Genomic DNA, 15,474 nt, shown 5'->3' with positions numbered 1-15,474 from the left:
GTTATAAAATCGAATTGCAATGGTTACCCGGCCTTAATTCCAGACTTCGCATCATGGACGTTTCATGCCTCTAGCAAATTATTGCGATCCCGCGCCGATCTTTCCCAAAACATCAGGGTGCGAGCGCGTATCATCTCCATGCCGTACAGGATGTCACCCGCCGAGCACAGTGCCGTCGCGCGTCAAGTCGTCCGCTACCTTGTCCAACGCGCCGCGCAAACGCTCTACAAGGGCATCGACCTCGTCTACCGAAATCACATAGGGCGGACACAATGCAATGGTGTTGCCCATATTGCGGATGATCAGGCCACGTTCCAGGCAGGCGCGCTCCACCTGAGCGCCCACGCGCGATCCGCGCTCGAATCCCTCGCGGCTCCGCCGGTTCGCCACCAATTCTATGCCCGCGATGAAACCTACGCCGCGAATGTCCCCCACCAGGGGATGATCGCGGAGCGTGTGCGCAAGCCCCGTCTGCAACTGCTCGCCGAGGCGCCGCGCGACCTCGACTACATCCATCTCCTGGTAGATCCGCAGTGCCTCGACGGCGACGGCGGCCGTAACGGGATGGCCGGAATAGGTGAAGCCGTGGCCCAGCACCCCAAGGCCATGCGCTTCGTCGGCGATGACCTGGTAGACGGCATCACTGACGGCGACGGCCGCGATCGGCACGTAGCCAGAAGACAGACCCTTCGCGACCGACAGCATGTCCGGCTGGAAGCCGAAAGTCTGGCTGCCGAACCAGTTGCCGGTGCGCCCGAAGCCGCAAACCACTTCGTCCGACAGCAGCAGGATGTCATGCCGGCGCAGCACGGCCTGGATTTTCGGGAAGTAATCGGCGGGGGGCACCGCTACGCCGCCCGCGGCCATCACGGGCTCCGCGATCATGGCGGCGATCGTTTCCGGACCCTCGCGCAGGATGAGCGCCTCAAGCTCTTCGGCGAGCCGGGTCGCGAAATCAGCATCGCTTTCGCCCGGCAGGGCATTCCGATAGGCGAGGGGCTGCGCGGCATAGAGGATTTCGTTGGTCGGCAAGTTGAATGCCCCGTGCATATGCGGCAGGCCGCTGAGCGCCGCGCCCATCACCGTGCTGCCATGGAAGGCGCCGGAGCGGCTGATGATGCGACGCTTGTCCGGCAGCCCGCGCGCCGCATTGTAAAACCAGGCGAATTTCACCATCGTGTCGCTCGCCTCCGACCCGCTATTGGCGAAGAAGAAGTGCGCGGGCTGGATCGGCGAGAGGGTGGAGAGCGCATCCACCAGTTGGACACAGGGCTCGTTCGAGCGATGGTTGAAGGTGTGATAGGTGCCGAGACGACTGATCTGACGTTGCGCCGCCTCCGCCAGCCTCGGCTCGTTGAAGCCGAGCGACGCGCACCACAGGCCCGCCATTCCTTCGATATACTGTCGTCCTGAAGAGTCTACGACCTGCGCGCCTTTCCCTTCGACGATGAGGAGCGGCCCCCTGTTTTCGTGCAGTCGTGGGTCCGTCTGCGGGTGGAGATGGTAGGCAACATCGATATGCGCCAGAGAATTACTCAGCATCGCATTCTCCAGGACCGTCGAGCGCCAGTTGGAGCCTTTCCACTTCCTTATAACTTATAAATTGGTATGAGAAGAGAAATTTGCCATCATGGCGCTGTGGCCGACTGCGTACCGAAACGATAGGCTGGCCGGGAACCTGGGGAGATGAGCGTGGAGCTGATGGATGCTGGCAGCCTCTCGCAGCGGGCCTACCAGCACCTACGAGAAGAGCTGATCGCCGGCAACTTCCGGCCGGGGCAGCGCTTCATCATGCAGGATCTCGCCGACAGCGTCGGCACCAGCATCACGCCCGTTCGTGAAGCATGCATCCGCTTGGTGAGTGAAGGCGGCTTGGAATTGCGCTCCCGGCGCTTCGTTCATGTTCCCGATCTCTCTTTGGCGCGCTACACAGAAGTGCGGACCATTCGCATCGCCTTAGAAGGACTGGCGGCCGAACTAGCTGCTTCTCGCGCGACGACAGCAGACGTAGAGACTCTAATCAAGTTGAACAAGAAGTTCGCGACAGCCGTCACTTCCAGCAAGGCGGAGGTTGCCATTCGGGCCAACCGCGCCTTCCACTTTTCTCTGTACCGCATAGCCGGCCTCGATATGCTGACGAAGCAGATTGAGAGCCTGTGGATGTCGATGGGTCCGATCCTTAACGTCTTCTACAACGACGTCGCGACAGATTACTTGGGCGACGAGCATCTCCAGGTCATCGCGGCCTTATCGAAAGCAGACGGTGCGGCGGCCCGTGTCGCCTTGCAGCGCGACATTCTCAAGAGCAGTCCCAGCCTCTGCATTTATTTGGAGCAACATGAGGTTAGGAAGTCCACATTCTGAGGTCTGTGCCGAGTGGTTCGGGCGCCTGACCGGCGCTCAACGCGATCGTCAGCACCAGGGACCATTCTTTTTTGACTCACTGCTCGATGGCCGCACCTTCGATCGCTGATCGTTGGGCAAGTCAACCCTGGTTGGATTCTTTTACTCGCACTGCACCTAGTTGCGGAAGAGACCGATGTTCTCGGCAAGCCACTCCGGCAACGACCGGGGTGCTTCCCCCGTCAACTCCTTCACAGTCGAAGTAGTCTCTCCAAGAACGGACTCGCGGAAGGTCTGCTCCAGTCCCATCATCAGATCCGCCACGAAAGGTGTGAGGCCTTCTGCCAGCAGTGCGACCCGCTGTTCATCGAGCGTCCGATTTATATAGACGACGGGATGGCCAAGCAGGCGGGACAGCTCTTCCGAGATCTCCTGCATCGTCCACGCCTTCGGTCCGGTCAGATGGTAGGCTCGCTGGCATTCCGGATGGGTTTCTTTAAAAAGCGCGACACGTGCAACTTTCGCGATGTCGCGAACATCGATGAAGTTGATACGTCCGTCGCCCGCGGCGCCCGCCCATGACCCCTTTCCGACAGATCCTGCCGCGCGTCTGATGAGGACGTCGGCATATGCCGAAGGTCGCAGGACAGTCGAGGCAATCATCTGGCGTGCCAGATGGGCTTCGATCTCCATGTGCCACGCGAAGGGGTAAAGCCGAGTTGCCGGCCCCATGGCCGAAACCTTGACGATATGGCGGACCCCGCCGGCGACGGCCGCGTCAATGAGCGCCTTTTCGTTGGCAACCTGCTGCGGCGAACTGCCTTGTGAGATGAAGAGCCGATCGGCTCCGCGAAGGGCTTCACGAACCGTCTCCGGCGCGCCAAAATCAATAGCAGCGACAGCAATGCCCCGCGAGGCCTGAGCTTTGTCCGGTTGGCGAGTCAGGGCGACAACCTCAACCTGATCGGCCGCCAAAAGTTCCGTCAAAGCCGAGCCAACGCGGCCGGTCGCTCCTGCGATGGCAATGCGTGGCCTGACTGAAGCCGAGGCCACTTTAGACATTTGCGACGCTCTCCTATATGTTGGAACGCTCGGTCTATCATCTTTGGAACGTTCGGTCCAAGATGTCAAGTGAAGGTGCAGAAGTGAGCGGCAAGCCGCAATTCGATGAGATCGCTGTTATCGGCGCGGCCGTGAGTGTTTTCTGGCATCGCGGCTACGCCGCCACGTCCATTAGCGAACTGACTGAGGCCACGGGCCTCTCCCGCTCCAGCCTTTATCACCGCTTCACTGACAAAGACGGCCTATTCCGGGAAGCGCTCCAGGCCTATACAGCACGCGTGCTTCGGCGAATGAACGCGGCGCAAGCCGGCGCCGCGCGCTTGAGGCTGCATACGTTGCTCAGCGGCTTCTTGCCGGACCTGTCGGCACCACGCCCCGCCGGATGCTTGATCGCGAGAAGCATCACCGAAATGTCGGAACTATCCGCGGCCGGACAAGCGGTGGCCCTGGCGTCCGCCGAGCGCCAACGCGAGGTCTTTGCGAAGATTCTGCGAGACGGTGTGGAGAGAGCCGAGTTGGCGACCGATGCCGACATTGATGCGCTCGCCTGGCATTTTCTTGGTGTGCTCCAGGCCATTCTGAACTTCCCGCAGATTGGCGCCGACGAGGGCATGCTGAATCTCATGATCGACCTTGGCATGTCAGCCTGGCCCCTTACAGGTACAGGTCGATGAAGACGCTGAGATACTATTTTGATTTTGCTTTCGCGCCAGTACCTTGATTGCTCCTGGATCAATCTGATCGCATTCGGCTAGCGAAGAACCCGTGCAATCGCGGAAAGATAGCTGCCACTGGGATCTTCGACCGTCGGGATTAAGCCGCCCCCCTCATCGCATTCATCCCAGGAGTAGATAAGGAGAAGCTGAGAGGGACACGCTCGTGCATTTCGCCCAATGTAATCGACGGCAGCCTGTAGGTGCGCGCCGAGTTCCGCCGGCTCGGGCAAAACATAGTATTGGCGCAAATTGGGCGGTGCTGTGCTTTCGGACCTTTCCCAGGGCACGGGATGCGCTCGCCGCGCACGCGTGTCCCAACCGACCATGGCTATGGGGACAATAGGCACTCCCGCCGCCGCCAAGGTTCTCCAATAAGCTCGAGTTTGCCGATCGAGGTCACGATACGGCCCGACCATTTCGTGACGGAAACCAGAAATATAATTGGAAATCGCATCCGCACCGCATTCCGCGGTGACTGATGCTCCTTCCGGGCCATCGAGGATGACGATATAGGGGCTATCGAGGCCAGACTCTTTTACCAGATCACGTAAGTAGCCGAGCGCCAAACGTACATTGTCTACGCTATCAGCAAAATAGTTCTTTACGTCCTGGGGGTGCCACAACAGGAATAACACCGGCCGGACGGGCGCATCGTTCACAGTGACTTTCTGATAGTGCGGCTGACTCATATAGCCGGCCCACTCTTTCATGCGGTTTCGCCATTCTCCATTTTTGAACGGCAACGAACCCAGCAAATCAAGCGTAACGATCCCGCACCAACCCACCATATGGCGCAAGCTACTACTCTGATAAAGGTTCCACGCCGTTCTGAAGCTCGAATTCGGCCCATACCAAACGAACGCCCAGTATTTCAGACCACTGCTGGCGGCTTCTCGGATTTCTTTATCCAAGGTTTCCTGCGTTCCAACGCAAGTGACCTTGTGATCGGCCGCGACTCTGCAATGCGCCGGCGCGCGTCCTTCATATTGCTCCCAGCTCAGGCTGCGTTGTGCGAACACGGAATTGTCCCTGGGGTCATACCAGGCATCCCATCGGATCGCGCCGGCGACGACACTGTTCGACATGGCGTTGCAATCGCTGCTAGTTACCATTGCCGCGGCTCCAAGAAGAAACCCTCGGCGGTTCATATTCGACAGCGCAGCGAAATATTTCTGGCAACCACTCAAATCCTCGGGACTCTTTGGGTTAAACGTCACGCTGCTGCCCGTGCAATTGCTATGCCGGAGCACGGATCAGAGAATAGACCACCCTCTCACCGGCAATCAAGCAAGGTTTGAAATGAAGTAGTCGAGCCAACCCGAGTTTGACACTAGTCTTGCTGCGATTCTCGCGCGGTACGATTCAACGGTCATACGGAATGTAGGACATGTGGGGTGATGTCGAGCGGTTAGGCGATCTATCCCAAGGGCGAGCTCCTTACGCGGATCGGAAAAGGCCAGCGAAGATCCGGCCGAAGCGGCCTGGCTTCGGCCAGGGTCGCTCAGCCTCCACATTTGCCGAAGATGCGGGAGCGTTTCGCTTCTGGTTTTTGATGATGTCGGCAAAGTCACGCGGCACAGCAAGTTCCCGCTCCAACCGCTGCGCCCAGCGAGCAGCGGCTTCCCGGTCCCCGCGCTGTGCGGAGAGATGCTTCATCTCGCGGAGAAATTCACATTCGAAGGGTTGCAGTAGAAGTGCTGCGAGGGCGATTTTCTCCGCGCCGATCAAGTCACCTCTGTCTTTTAAGAGCGTGAACAAGGTCATGTAAGCGTCGGAAAAGCCGGTGCTAGCCTCTACCCCGTAGCGCGCCCAATCTACCGCATGGATGTCGTCCCCCAACTTTTGATACCGGTCGGCAATGAAGAGGCAAAGCCACACGTCCCTTTTAAGTAAAAGGCTTTGGCCGGGGGTAAGTTCGTCGGGCAACTCGTCAAGATACCGATCCAAGCTCGTAATAGCGTGCAAATTCTGAACCAGGATTGCGAATACTTCGCGGGAAACTAAATTATCAAGGTCAAGGTCGTGAAAGCCCGAATCTAAAACCGTAACAAGACTGCGACCGTTCCGAGCCCTAACTTGCCTGGCGACACTCTCGACATCTTTGATGATGGCTAGCGAGCTCGCGTAGAGTCTGACAGTTTCGTCCAAGCACCTTATGAAGAACCGCAATTCGCGCTTCTTTACCCTGAGGTCGAAGTGAGGATGTGATTGCTCCTCGACCTCCCAGCCATGCGTCTGGAAATGCCGCTTCGTCGCCTTCAACAGTTTCACTCTGGGCCTGGAGTCAGTGAGATACACCATCTAGCTCACTCCGTGGCTCAGCGCGACTTTCCCCAAGACGGAAGCGGCAAACCGACGCTTGTTACACGAGGACTCGTCCGGAAATCGGCGGATGACGATGGTGTTTGGGACGATCATCGGCGCGGCCTGTGCAAAACGCTTCAACCGGCGATCATTCCGCAGTCACAGAGAAATTTCAAGCTGCACATTGGCATAAGGCGTGGATGGTCCAGGTCTACTAAGTTGTAGGAGACATTGTGAATGCGATATGGCGTTGTTAGCCTATGCAAAGTGGGGCCTTTGCGGAGCTAGGTATGGGGTAGCGCCAGATGACCGAGCAGAATGAACTGACGGCGGAAATGCCTTGGATCGACCGCGCGGATGCGAATGTTGACGCCTTTATCTTTAACTACAGCAAGCCTGTATCCTTCGATCTCTCTGAAAAGCTTAGGTTTTGGAGTAAGAATGGATACGTTGTGTTTCGCAACGTGGTACCACTCGATCTGATCGATCAGTTCATCGCTGAAGTCGACCATTTGCGTGAGAACTTTCACGACTACGCAATTCCGATCGAAGTTCGCGGCAAACAGACTTGGTCCAAGGCTGTCTCGCGTGAGGTCATCGAAGGGATCGGCGTGAAGTTCAATCACCTGCACACTTACTCTCTGCACGCCGCGCATTTGAGCCTCACTCGCGAAGTAACTGAATTCCTTCAGGCGGTCTTCGGCTCGCCGGCTGCTCCAATGCAGAGTTTGACGTTTTGGATGGGCAGTCAGCAGTCGACCCACATCGACTACCCTTTCGTCAATATGCAACGCCGTCTTGCCTATATGGCTGCCTCCTGGATTCCGCTCGAAGACGTGCATGCCGATGCGGGGCCGCTCGCCTATTATCCGGGAGCCCATCGCCCAGAGGTCACCGGCTTCTTCGATTGGGGTGGAGGGGACATCATCAGCCGCGAAAAGACCCGATTGCGAAATGGGAGAGAGTTCGCGGCGTATCTAGACGATCGGCTGCTTCAAGCTCATGTCGAACGCGAGATTTTTCTACCAAAAAAGGGTGATGTGCTTATCTGGCATTGCAATATGCCCCATACCGGCACCACCGTACGGGACGATCGACGGACCCGGAAGTCATACGTGACTCATTTTACAGGCTTGGATGATTACCCGGCCAGGTGGATCCCGCAGGACGGAAAGGGCTCGACCGGAGTGATCCGACGGCACAGCGGAGTGATCATGGATTTTCCCTGGAACAAGGCGGAAGGGAAGTTGCCGAGTTGGCGGGACCATTTCGCGAGGAAAACGGAAGGCGGAGGCGACTCCGGATCGGCTTCGTAGCACGTGAAGGCGCTGTCAAGGCACTTGGCGGGCAGGATTCGAACGAAGATGGACAAATCGCCGGGGCGAGCAACGCTCTTGCCAGATAGCAGCTGGCGGAGTTCCGACCTTGAAACACATAGGCCGTGCGCGGTAGCGCGAGAAGCGGTCATGAACTAACATTCGTCCTGAGCCAGTTGAGCGGGGCCTATGATGATGACGGGGAAGCCATCCTTGCGAGCGGCGATGAATCCACTCAGGTGGTTTCTCGGTGGCTCGGTTCAGGGCGACCTGGCCAACGGCCTGGTACCGAGCGTGGTTCTCGGCGGGCCTGGCGCTTCGCGCGATCCTGCAACTGGCAAAATTCCTGCCGCTGTACCGGGAATGGCCGCGACCGCAAAAGCGGTAGAACCGTCTATGACCGTCTCCAGAGCCAGCAGCTTTAATGCGCTGGAGAGGTTTTATGTTACGCGGCCCTTCACTTTGTCGCGTGAGCGGCTGCAGGTTGAAGTAGCGGAAATGGCCGCGGATGCCTTTGGGCGAGACGCGAACTATTCTCATATAAAAGATCTCATCGAACGGCTCTTTCTGGGAAATTCAATCGAGATGCCTCAGGTGCTCGACCAGCAAGGCGAGGTATTCGTAGAAAATCTCAAAAGGACTCTGGGTCTTCGATTTCCCCAGGCTGGAACATCTCCGCGCCCCCGACAAATCATTGCGAGCCCGCCAGTCGAAGATTTTCTCGCTGCCGACGAGGCGGATTGGACCCCAATGCGACTGGCCAATTTTGCTCTCCAGCTCGCTATCCCGCCGACGCGCCGTGCTGCTGTAGTTACGTCCGTGCGGAACGAGGGCGTAGCCATTCTTGAGTGGCTTGCCCATCATCGTTCTCTCGGATTCGACGCGTTTTTTATTTACACGAATGACAACACGGACGGTTCGGATGAGCTTTTGCGGCGCCTGGCGCAACTGGGAATCATAACACTTATCCGGAACTCTGTCTCCGACGGCACCAGGATCCAGAAGAAGGTTTTCGAGCACTCTCTTCACCTGCTTCCCGAACTCCGTCAGTTCTCCTGGGTTTTCTATATAGACGTTGACGAGTTCTTCGTCTCGCGCTGCGAGCCCACTCTGGATATGAACGGATTCTTTGCCAGACTCTCGAAGCGGTTTGGCGACGAGACGCCTTCCGCGGTCAGTTTCAACTGGAAATGGTTCGGGAGCGAGAACGAATATAGGATGACGGATGGCCTCGTGGCCGAGCGTTTCATCTACTCGATCCACAACAAACACGTTAAGAGTCTCGTCAAGCTATCCGACGTCCTCTCAATGTCGAATATACATTACCCGACGCTGTTTCCCGGCACTTTTTGCGTCGATTCCGAACTCGAACCCGTGGTGCCAGCTTTATTCCTTAAGCCAACTTATGGCAGTGGCCAATTAAACCACTATTGGAACAAGTCGTTCGAGGAATTCGCGATCAAGCGAGCACGCGGAAGGATATCTTCCGGTATCAGCAGTCCGACTCTCGACTTCTCATCCTTTTTCGACTGGGGCGCCAATGATGAACGGGGCAATTTCGATCCTCCAAATTCGAGAGTGATCAGCCGCATGAAGAGGGACTATCAATCGCTGCTCGCGCTGCCCGGAATTGAGGAAGAACTCGCTAACATACGAAAAAGGACGAAGGAGATAATCCGCCGTCTCGAGCAAGAGATTGATTTGAAAGCTGTCTATGGTCGACGTGGACGCATATCTGATGAGAGTTAAGTCAACCGGAGTTTGAGCCCTGATATAGGGATATGCGAGCCGCCGCCACAAGTAGCGAGATTCACTTAGCGTTTGGCGCGTGCCTTGCGGACGAATATTGTGCTTGGCGCGAAGGCGATCGTGTCGGAAGGGACATTGGTTGCCACCACGGCGTTGGCAGTGATATCGATATTGTCTCCAATCCTGATGGGTCCGACGACAACGGCCCCCGTGCGTATGGTGACTTTATTTCCGATGCTGGGAATGCCGCGGTGGGACCCGATCGTGACATTGTGGTTGATCCAGAAATCGGAACCTATTTCATTTGCCAGGATGGACGTATTCTGCCCGTGCTGAATACGAAACCTTGGGCCTATGGAGGGCGAGGAAATATAGAGTTCGGTGGCGCGCCGTAGCGTCTCCTGATGCTGGCGATGCCCTGCCGCCGCCCGGCCGAGTGTTCGGTAGTCGAAGAGTGACCGAAACTCGGCGAGCGCCAGAAATAAAGCCTGCAGGTGGAAAGGGAGGTTTGTCTCTGTGACCGGCATTCCCTGGCCAGCGTACCATGAGGCGGTTTTGTACCATCGCGCCCAGCAAGCGACATCTTCGGCGAGCAATGCCCCATCGCTGCTGCGCAAGAAATCTTCCGCCGCGGCTGGAAGGGCGAAGCCGGCTCTCGTAAGAGCAGCCATGGATCAGGCATCCTTGTTAACCCGGAATCGGCGCGATGAAATGGTACCGGCATAGCCGGTGAGAGCTTTGCCTGGAGTGCCATGGCGTCCCATCATGCTGCGGGCGAATTCCGGCGAGGCACCGTATTCATCCGCTTCATGACGGTCTCTGCCATCCGCTGCGTCACCCCGTTTCGAAGCGTTGCGACGCGGCTTCGAGGCTCTAGTCCCTGACCAGGACCTTCTTCCATTGCGCGGCCACGGTCTCATATTTTTTGCTCGGGCTTCTGCCTTCGCCGGCACCAACAACATTGAAATGCTCGGAGGCGGAACCAACCTTCTGCTGTTCGACCGCATCGGCAACATCGGGATTGCTCTCGAGATACCAAGGGACATCCACTTCAGGAATCGCACCTAGCCGGCCCTCGAAATATCCGAAGCCGATGTAGTGCATCTTCGCACTCTGGATCTCACCTGTCTTCACGGCGGCCGCGATGTCAGGATTCTCTCGGAGATAGCCGATCTCGTTGAAGTCCGAGGCGGCATTGGCCATCTGCAATAAGATTTTAAGCAATGGAACAGGCAAGGTGATCTGGTCCACGCGATTGAACTCTTTCCGCGTGGCTCCGAGTGCCTTCAAAAGGGAGTCGAACGGCGGAATATACATGCTTTCCTCCTAAGCCTATGGCGCATCCAGGCACCGATTTGGGTTCCGCTAGTTCATATCACGACAACAACCAAACCTGAACTACCCCATACTGATAACTCATCGGCCGGCGTGCTACGGGAGTTTAACTACGTCGCATTCAACCTCGCTTCGCAAGCCAGGTTTTCGATCTCGTCCTGCGTGCCACGGGTGTCGCCTTTGTCACCCCCAGTTGCCGCGAGACTTCCACCAGGTAAGACCCTTGCGCCTGACGAACTTGCAAAGGGGAATTGAAGCTCTTGTTGAGAAAACGATGGCAGGAGGCGATCTCTCGAATATGCTGCTCAGCGTCGAGGGCATGCGTTACGCTGTCACCATGCCGTCTATGGACATTGAGCGGCAGCGCTTCATAAGCCACGCGTGCTCCTGGAAATGACAGTGCCTCCAGGTAAAGACGCCAGTCCCCAGCCATCTTGAAGGCCAGCAGTTCAGCCTGGCATGATGCCAAAGCGCGAAGCAATGCCTCGCGCCGCCAGACGACCGCGCTCGCGTTGAGGATGAGATTCTTGACCGACAGCATTCTCTCAACGAATTCGGCTGCATCGAAAATCTCCGTATTCGTGAGCGCGGAGGGCTCGACGGTTGCATAGTAAGCCTTGTAATCCGCCCATTGGTCGGATCCGTCGCCTTTCACCGAGCGGGAATCGCTGAACGCAAAGCAGATGGAGGGATCGTCGTTGAGAAGCGCCAGAGCGCGGGCGGCAAAGTCGGGCTCAGACACGTCATCGGCCTCGGCGATCCATAGATACTCGCCGGTGGCCGCCTCGGCCGCCTTTCGCCACTGGGAGAATACCGAACCCGAGTTCGCGGAATTCTCCATCACGCGAATTTCACGGTCCCACTCGTCGGCTATCCGAGGAATAACCTGGAGACTGTCGTCGGAGGAGTGATCATCGAGCACGATGATCTCGTGAACAGGGTGCGACTGATTGAAGATGGAGCTCAGGCGATCAGGCAAATATCGGCTGTAATTGTAGTTCGGCACCGCGACAGAAAGGGAGTGCAAATCAGGTGCGGCAAGTGCGAGCAATCGTTGAACATAAGGACGAAAGGCGAATTGCCTGGAAACCGCGGCGCGCCGGTTCGATCGCTTCTCGTCAGTCGGCTCATCCGCCAGTGACGCCAGGATCGCGGTGGCCAAAGCGCCCACATCACCGTGCGGCACGACATCGCCATCCCCCAGATCCCTCAGCATATCCGGAATTCCGCCGGAGCGATCGAAAGCCGCGACCGGAATTCCCATGCTGATTGCTTCAAGCACGACGGATGGAAAGGGGTCTTCCCGGGAGGTCAGGGCAAAGGCGTCGGCGGCGGAGAAAATAGCCTCCATGTCCTCCCGGTAGCCCATGTGGTGAAATGATCCTGTCGCGATGGCGTCCGCGATCTCCAGGGATAGCCATTCGGCGAGGCCCGGATCAATGGCACCGGCCCAGGCGAGGTGAATCCTTGTTGTTTCCGGAGCCCCTCTCAACTGGCGCCACAGTTGCAAGAAAAGATCGAAGCCCTTTCGCAGATCCGCATAGCCAGCGCCGATGACAAGCTTGTCGCCTTCGCGAAGGCCGAGCTCCTGGCGAATTGATTGCCCAAGCGCGGGGCGCCTGACCATGCCGCGATAAAGCCCCTGTGGCTGAACAAGGATACGGTCGGTCACACGGTTGTCGAGTTCCCGTAGAACCTCATCGCGCACGAAGGGAGAAGGAAAGACGATGTAGCGGGCCTCGTCCAAGGCGGCTTTCGCGCCGGCAATCAGGTGCTTTTCGCGCATGATCCGGGGAAGCTCATGGATGAGAACCACGGGATCCATCTCCACCGCTCGCACAAATCCGACAACCCGTGCCGCCGCCGAGGTGTTTATGATCGCGCTCGTGAATCCGGACCTCGCCAGGGATTCGAGGCGCGCGCTGAGTGCTCCGTCACTGGCGCAGACCGAGAGAGGCCCGGCGGCCCGATAGGCCTCTTCGAGCTGGCCGCCCGCAAGGAGGATGACGTGGATATCGACGCCGAAGCTGCGCCGAAGGGTCTTGCCGATATTCAGCAACAGCATTTGCGCGCCGCCCGGAAAGGCATCATGCCCGATCAGCACTAGTCGCGGGGCCGCGGTGTTGCGTGACGCGCCGGCCACCGCGCGGGCTGTCGCATTGAGATAGGCCGAGCCAAAGTGAAGGTCAGGCTCGAGATAGGCGCCTTCGCACCACTCGTTCCAGGCATTGATGCAGATGATGGGCTCGCCAAAGAATGACTGCCGCTTCGAGCGCTGGATGAGCTGAGTGATCCAGGCCTCATATTTTTGCGGCGTGGATCCGGTCATTATCAGGCCATGGCCCTGGCGCCGGGCATCATTGTCCCAACTGGGCACAGCGGTTTTGATCAATGGATAGGGGGGCGCGGCCTCGCCCAGAGAAGTCTCCACGACCTGCTCGTAGTGGTAGACTTTGCCGGAGAACTCCTGGTCCAGAAGCTCAACCTCGAGATTCGCCGGCTTGAGGTGTTGGGTGAGCTTATGTGGCGGGAACTCGATCGCACCGTCGAGCCCGAAAGCCGCCGGGTCAGTGTCACCGAAACTCTGTGCCATTATGATGATCGGATTTTCGTCGAACCGCACCCGGAACATGTCTCGCCATCGCAGGATGGTCGAGGCCGCGTTTGGTATCAGCTGAGGCCGATAGATCATGAGGAGTGGGCGTTCCGCTATGCGGATATAGCGCGGATCCCTGAAATGACGCGAGAACTCCGCCACCATGCGCTCGTCATCATCGGCGAGATAGTCTTGCGAGATGAGCACGTCGCTTTCCGCGCCATCCCATCGGCGGGTCCAATTTTCATTCGCCCACATCAAGCAGAAGGGCATGTCGTTTGCCGCATCCTTGAGGAAGCGCTCGACCGGCTGCTCCATCAGCCGCTTGCCGTTGAACCAGTAATAATAGAACACGAAGCCAAAAATGCCGCTTTCCTGGGCCAGCCTGGCCTGGCGCCGCATGATGTCGTCGTTGTCCAGGGTGTAGAATCCGAGATCACGCGGAATTCTAGGCTGATAGTGCCCCTTGAAGCGGGAGGAGCCTCGCGCGATATTCGTCCATTCCGTAAATCCCTTTCCCCACCACAGCTCATTTTCGGGGAAGAGGTGAAACTGCGGCAGATAGTAGGCTAGAACCTTCGCGTGCCGGCGGGCCGACCGCGGCAGAGGCCGATGCTCCTCGAAATGGCTGCCGGGCCTTGCGAAACGCTTCAGTTCTCTGTGTAGCGTGATCTCATCATCGAGCATCCGGCCATGGATGCCGGGTTCGCCGCGATGCCGAAGGTAGTGGAGGAACGGATTTTCGGAGAGGTCGCCGCTCAGATAGCGGTCCGCATAGAACTTTACATCGAATTGGGCGGATGGATTCCGCGCCTCGCGATAGCCCCAAAGCCAAAAATGCTCGAAGGGATCGATGTCTGGCGCTGCCGCCACGTCGGGGTTGTGTTTCAGATAATATTCAATGTCAAAATCCGAATTCGGACTATAGCTGCCGGTTTTCCTGTTTCTGAGGAAGTGGCTCAGCGCCAGCTCGTCGTCTTTCAGCTTGTAGTGCTTGCGGTACCACGCGGGGTTGAAAACGGCACTCGGCGAGAGCCCGCCTTTGTCACCATAGAGCGCATAGTGAAGCAGTGGCTGCCGCCCGGAGTCACGAACATCTTCATTTTCGCTCAGGTACCACGCCGTGTCGAAATATGGATTTGGCCGGCGTCCCTCGAGATATCCATGGTCGAAGAAATGCTCGAATACGCTGATTTGAGTTTGCGCGACATCCGGATAACTGGATGCATAGTAATCCAGGTCGAAAAGACCGGTCTCAGCCAGGAATGCCAGCTGGCTCAGGCGAATGAGTTTGTCCGATGGTTCGTCGCTGTCCTCGCCAACCGGTTCGGCAAAGCCTGGCTCACGGCCGGCTTGAACGAGGAGTGCCAGGAAATCAGACATCAAACCCCTTTGACCGCTCGCGCGGCACGCTCATCTGGCGCCGATCTTCTCAGTCGTGCTCCGCTTGCCGCAGAAGATCGTCGGCCGGGCGCTCCCTTCGAATCGCTAGCTGAAGAGCTTATGGTCGATCCCGATCAACGTGATCGTCGTGCCGTCACTGAGTTTAATCGCGTCGCTGCCGTGGCTCACCGTCTCGCTGGCGATCGGATTCTTGCTGTACCCGCCGAACAATATCGCGTCGTTGGGCTTCAGGCCAAAGATCGTCTCCGAACCGCCGGCATGACCGGCGATGAAGGCATATAAGTCCGGGCCATTGCCGCCGATCACCGTCGAATTGCCCGTGCCGCCCACCACCGTGTCGGCCGCATTGTTCAAGGCGATCAGCGCGCTGGCATCCTTGCCGGCGACACTGGTGAAAACGAGCTCCTGGCCCGAGCCCGTGGCGCCGTCAATAATCGAATGTCCCGCACCGGCGATGAATGTGGTGGGGCCGCTCCCTCGGGCAAACTCCACCACGTTGCCATTGCCGATGAGCGTCGATGCGCCAGTACCGGAACCGCCGAGAAGCGTGCTGTTGCCACTACCCGCGCGGAGATAGCTGGACGCCGCGCCCGTCCCGCCAAACATGGTTGAATCGCCCGAACCCCCCGCCACCGATACGGCGCCGGAT

General features: G+C 58.0%; 12 protein-coding genes. 4 read left to right on the top strand and 8 right to left on the bottom strand.

What is annotated here, in order from left to right; translation table 11 throughout:
• Window positions 1–153: 153 nt before the first annotated feature.
• Window positions 154–1,542, bottom strand: coding sequence for an aminotransferase (locus tag GSQ83_RS16570; protein WP_158803980.1), 1,389 nt, complete (start codon window positions 1,540–1,542; stop codon window positions 154–156).
• Between the two features lie 144 nt (window positions 1,543–1,686).
• On the opposite strand from GSQ83_RS16570, the gene GSQ83_RS16565 reads away from it, so the two are divergent.
• Complete coding sequence (locus tag GSQ83_RS16565) at window positions 1,687–2,364, top strand: GntR family transcriptional regulator (RefSeq protein WP_158803979.1); 678 nt, start codon at window positions 1,687–1,689, stop codon at window positions 2,362–2,364.
• Window positions 2,365–2,520: 156 nt separating this feature from the next.
• Here the strand turns inward: GSQ83_RS16565 and GSQ83_RS16560 are convergent, their stop codons facing one another.
• Complete coding sequence (locus tag GSQ83_RS16560) at window positions 2,521–3,405, bottom strand: SDR family oxidoreductase (protein ID WP_158803978.1); 885 nt, start codon at window positions 3,403–3,405, stop codon at window positions 2,521–2,523.
• An 83-nt stretch (window positions 3,406–3,488) separates the two neighbouring features.
• Between GSQ83_RS16560 and GSQ83_RS16555 the strand changes: the two genes are divergently transcribed.
• Complete coding sequence (locus GSQ83_RS16555; protein WP_158803977.1) at window positions 3,489–4,079, top strand: TetR/AcrR family transcriptional regulator; 591 nt, start codon at window positions 3,489–3,491, stop codon at window positions 4,077–4,079.
• Window positions 4,080–4,156: 77 nt separating this feature from the next.
• On the opposite strand, the gene GSQ83_RS16550 is transcribed toward GSQ83_RS16555, so the two are convergent.
• Together GSQ83_RS16550 and GSQ83_RS16545 are read right to left on the bottom strand one after the other, a co-directional pair.
• Window positions 4,157–5,206: a hypothetical protein gene (locus GSQ83_RS16550; RefSeq protein ID WP_158803976.1), complete on the bottom strand. Its 1,050-nt coding sequence runs from the start codon at window positions 5,204–5,206 to the stop codon at window positions 4,157–4,159.
• A 352-nt stretch (window positions 5,207–5,558) separates the two neighbouring features.
• The gene (locus GSQ83_RS16545) at window positions 5,559–6,422 is read right to left on the bottom strand and encodes a type IV pilus biogenesis/stability protein PilW (protein ID WP_158803975.1); all 864 of its coding nucleotides are present in this window, start codon (window positions 6,420–6,422) and stop codon (window positions 5,559–5,561) included.
• Window positions 6,423–6,730: 308 nt separating this feature from the next.
• On the opposite strand from GSQ83_RS16545, the gene GSQ83_RS16540 reads away from it, so the two are divergent.
• Window positions 6,731–7,741 (top strand): phytanoyl-CoA dioxygenase family protein, encoded by a 1,011-nt coding sequence (locus GSQ83_RS16540; protein WP_158803974.1) that lies wholly within the window; start codon window positions 6,731–6,733, stop codon window positions 7,739–7,741.
• A 189-nt stretch (window positions 7,742–7,930) separates the two neighbouring features.
• Entirely contained in the window at window positions 7,931–9,490 is a 1,560-nt protein-coding gene (locus GSQ83_RS16535; RefSeq protein ID WP_158803973.1) for a glycosyltransferase family 2 protein, read from the top strand.
• A 65-nt stretch (window positions 9,491–9,555) separates the two neighbouring features.
• On the opposite strand, the gene GSQ83_RS16530 is transcribed toward GSQ83_RS16535, so the two are convergent.
• From GSQ83_RS16530 to GSQ83_RS16515, 4 genes are all read right to left on the bottom strand, one after another.
• Window positions 9,556–10,161, bottom strand: a complete 606-nt coding sequence (locus GSQ83_RS16530; protein WP_158803972.1) for a hypothetical protein — start codon at window positions 10,159–10,161, stop codon at window positions 9,556–9,558.
• A gap of 202 nt (window positions 10,162–10,363) precedes the next feature.
• The gene (locus tag GSQ83_RS16525) at window positions 10,364–10,807 is read right to left on the bottom strand and encodes a hypothetical protein (protein WP_158803971.1); all 444 of its coding nucleotides are present in this window, start codon (window positions 10,805–10,807) and stop codon (window positions 10,364–10,366) included.
• A gap of 139 nt (window positions 10,808–10,946) precedes the next feature.
• Entirely contained in the window at window positions 10,947–14,804 is a 3,858-nt protein-coding gene (locus GSQ83_RS16520) for a glycoside hydrolase family 99-like domain-containing protein (RefSeq protein ID WP_158803970.1), read from the bottom strand.
• Window positions 14,805–14,909: 105 nt separating this feature from the next.
• The gene (locus GSQ83_RS16515) at window positions 14,910–15,431 is read right to left on the bottom strand and encodes a hypothetical protein (protein WP_158803969.1); all 522 of its coding nucleotides are present in this window, start codon (window positions 15,429–15,431) and stop codon (window positions 14,910–14,912) included.
• Window positions 15,432–15,474 lie beyond the last annotated feature (43 nt).

It is taken from the genome of Acidisoma sp. L85 (assembly GCF_009765865.1).
In the GTDB taxonomy this organism is placed as follows: Bacteria; Pseudomonadota; Alphaproteobacteria; order Acetobacterales; family Acetobacteraceae; genus Acidisoma.
Note: the sequence above shows the minus strand (reverse complement) of the source record. Positions and strands in the feature narration are given on the sequence as shown.

Coding starts and splice junctions, on each gene's coding strand:
- GSQ83_RS16570 (WP_158803980.1), bottom strand. CDS start 1,542: ATGCTGAGTAATTCTCTGGCGCATATCGATGTTGCCTACCATCTCCAC.
- GSQ83_RS16565 (WP_158803979.1), top strand. CDS start 1,687: ATGAGCGTGGAGCTGATGGATGCTGGCAGCCTCTCGCAGCGGGCCTAC.
- GSQ83_RS16560 (WP_158803978.1), bottom strand. CDS start 3,405: ATGTCTAAAGTGGCCTCGGCTTCAGTCAGGCCACGCATTGCCATCGCA.
- GSQ83_RS16550 (WP_158803976.1), bottom strand. CDS start 5,206: ATGTCGAACAGTGTCGTCGCCGGCGCGATCCGATGGGATGCCTGGTAT.
- GSQ83_RS16545 (WP_158803975.1), bottom strand. CDS start 6,422: ATGGTGTATCTCACTGACTCCAGGCCCAGAGTGAAACTGTTGAAGGCG.
- GSQ83_RS16540 (WP_158803974.1), top strand. CDS start 6,731: ATGACCGAGCAGAATGAACTGACGGCGGAAATGCCTTGGATCGACCGC.
- GSQ83_RS16535 (WP_158803973.1), top strand. CDS start 7,931: ATGATGATGACGGGGAAGCCATCCTTGCGAGCGGCGATGAATCCACTC.
- GSQ83_RS16530 (WP_158803972.1), bottom strand. CDS start 10,161: ATGGCTGCTCTTACGAGAGCCGGCTTCGCCCTTCCAGCCGCGGCGGAA.
- GSQ83_RS16525 (WP_158803971.1), bottom strand. CDS start 10,807: ATGTATATTCCGCCGTTCGACTCCCTTTTGAAGGCACTCGGAGCCACG.
- GSQ83_RS16520 (WP_158803970.1), bottom strand. CDS start 14,804: ATGTCTGATTTCCTGGCACTCCTCGTTCAAGCCGGCCGTGAGCCAGGC.
- GSQ83_RS16515 (WP_158803969.1), bottom strand. CDS start 15,431: ATGTTTGGCGGGACGGGCGCGGCGTCCAGCTATCTCCGCGCGGGTAGT.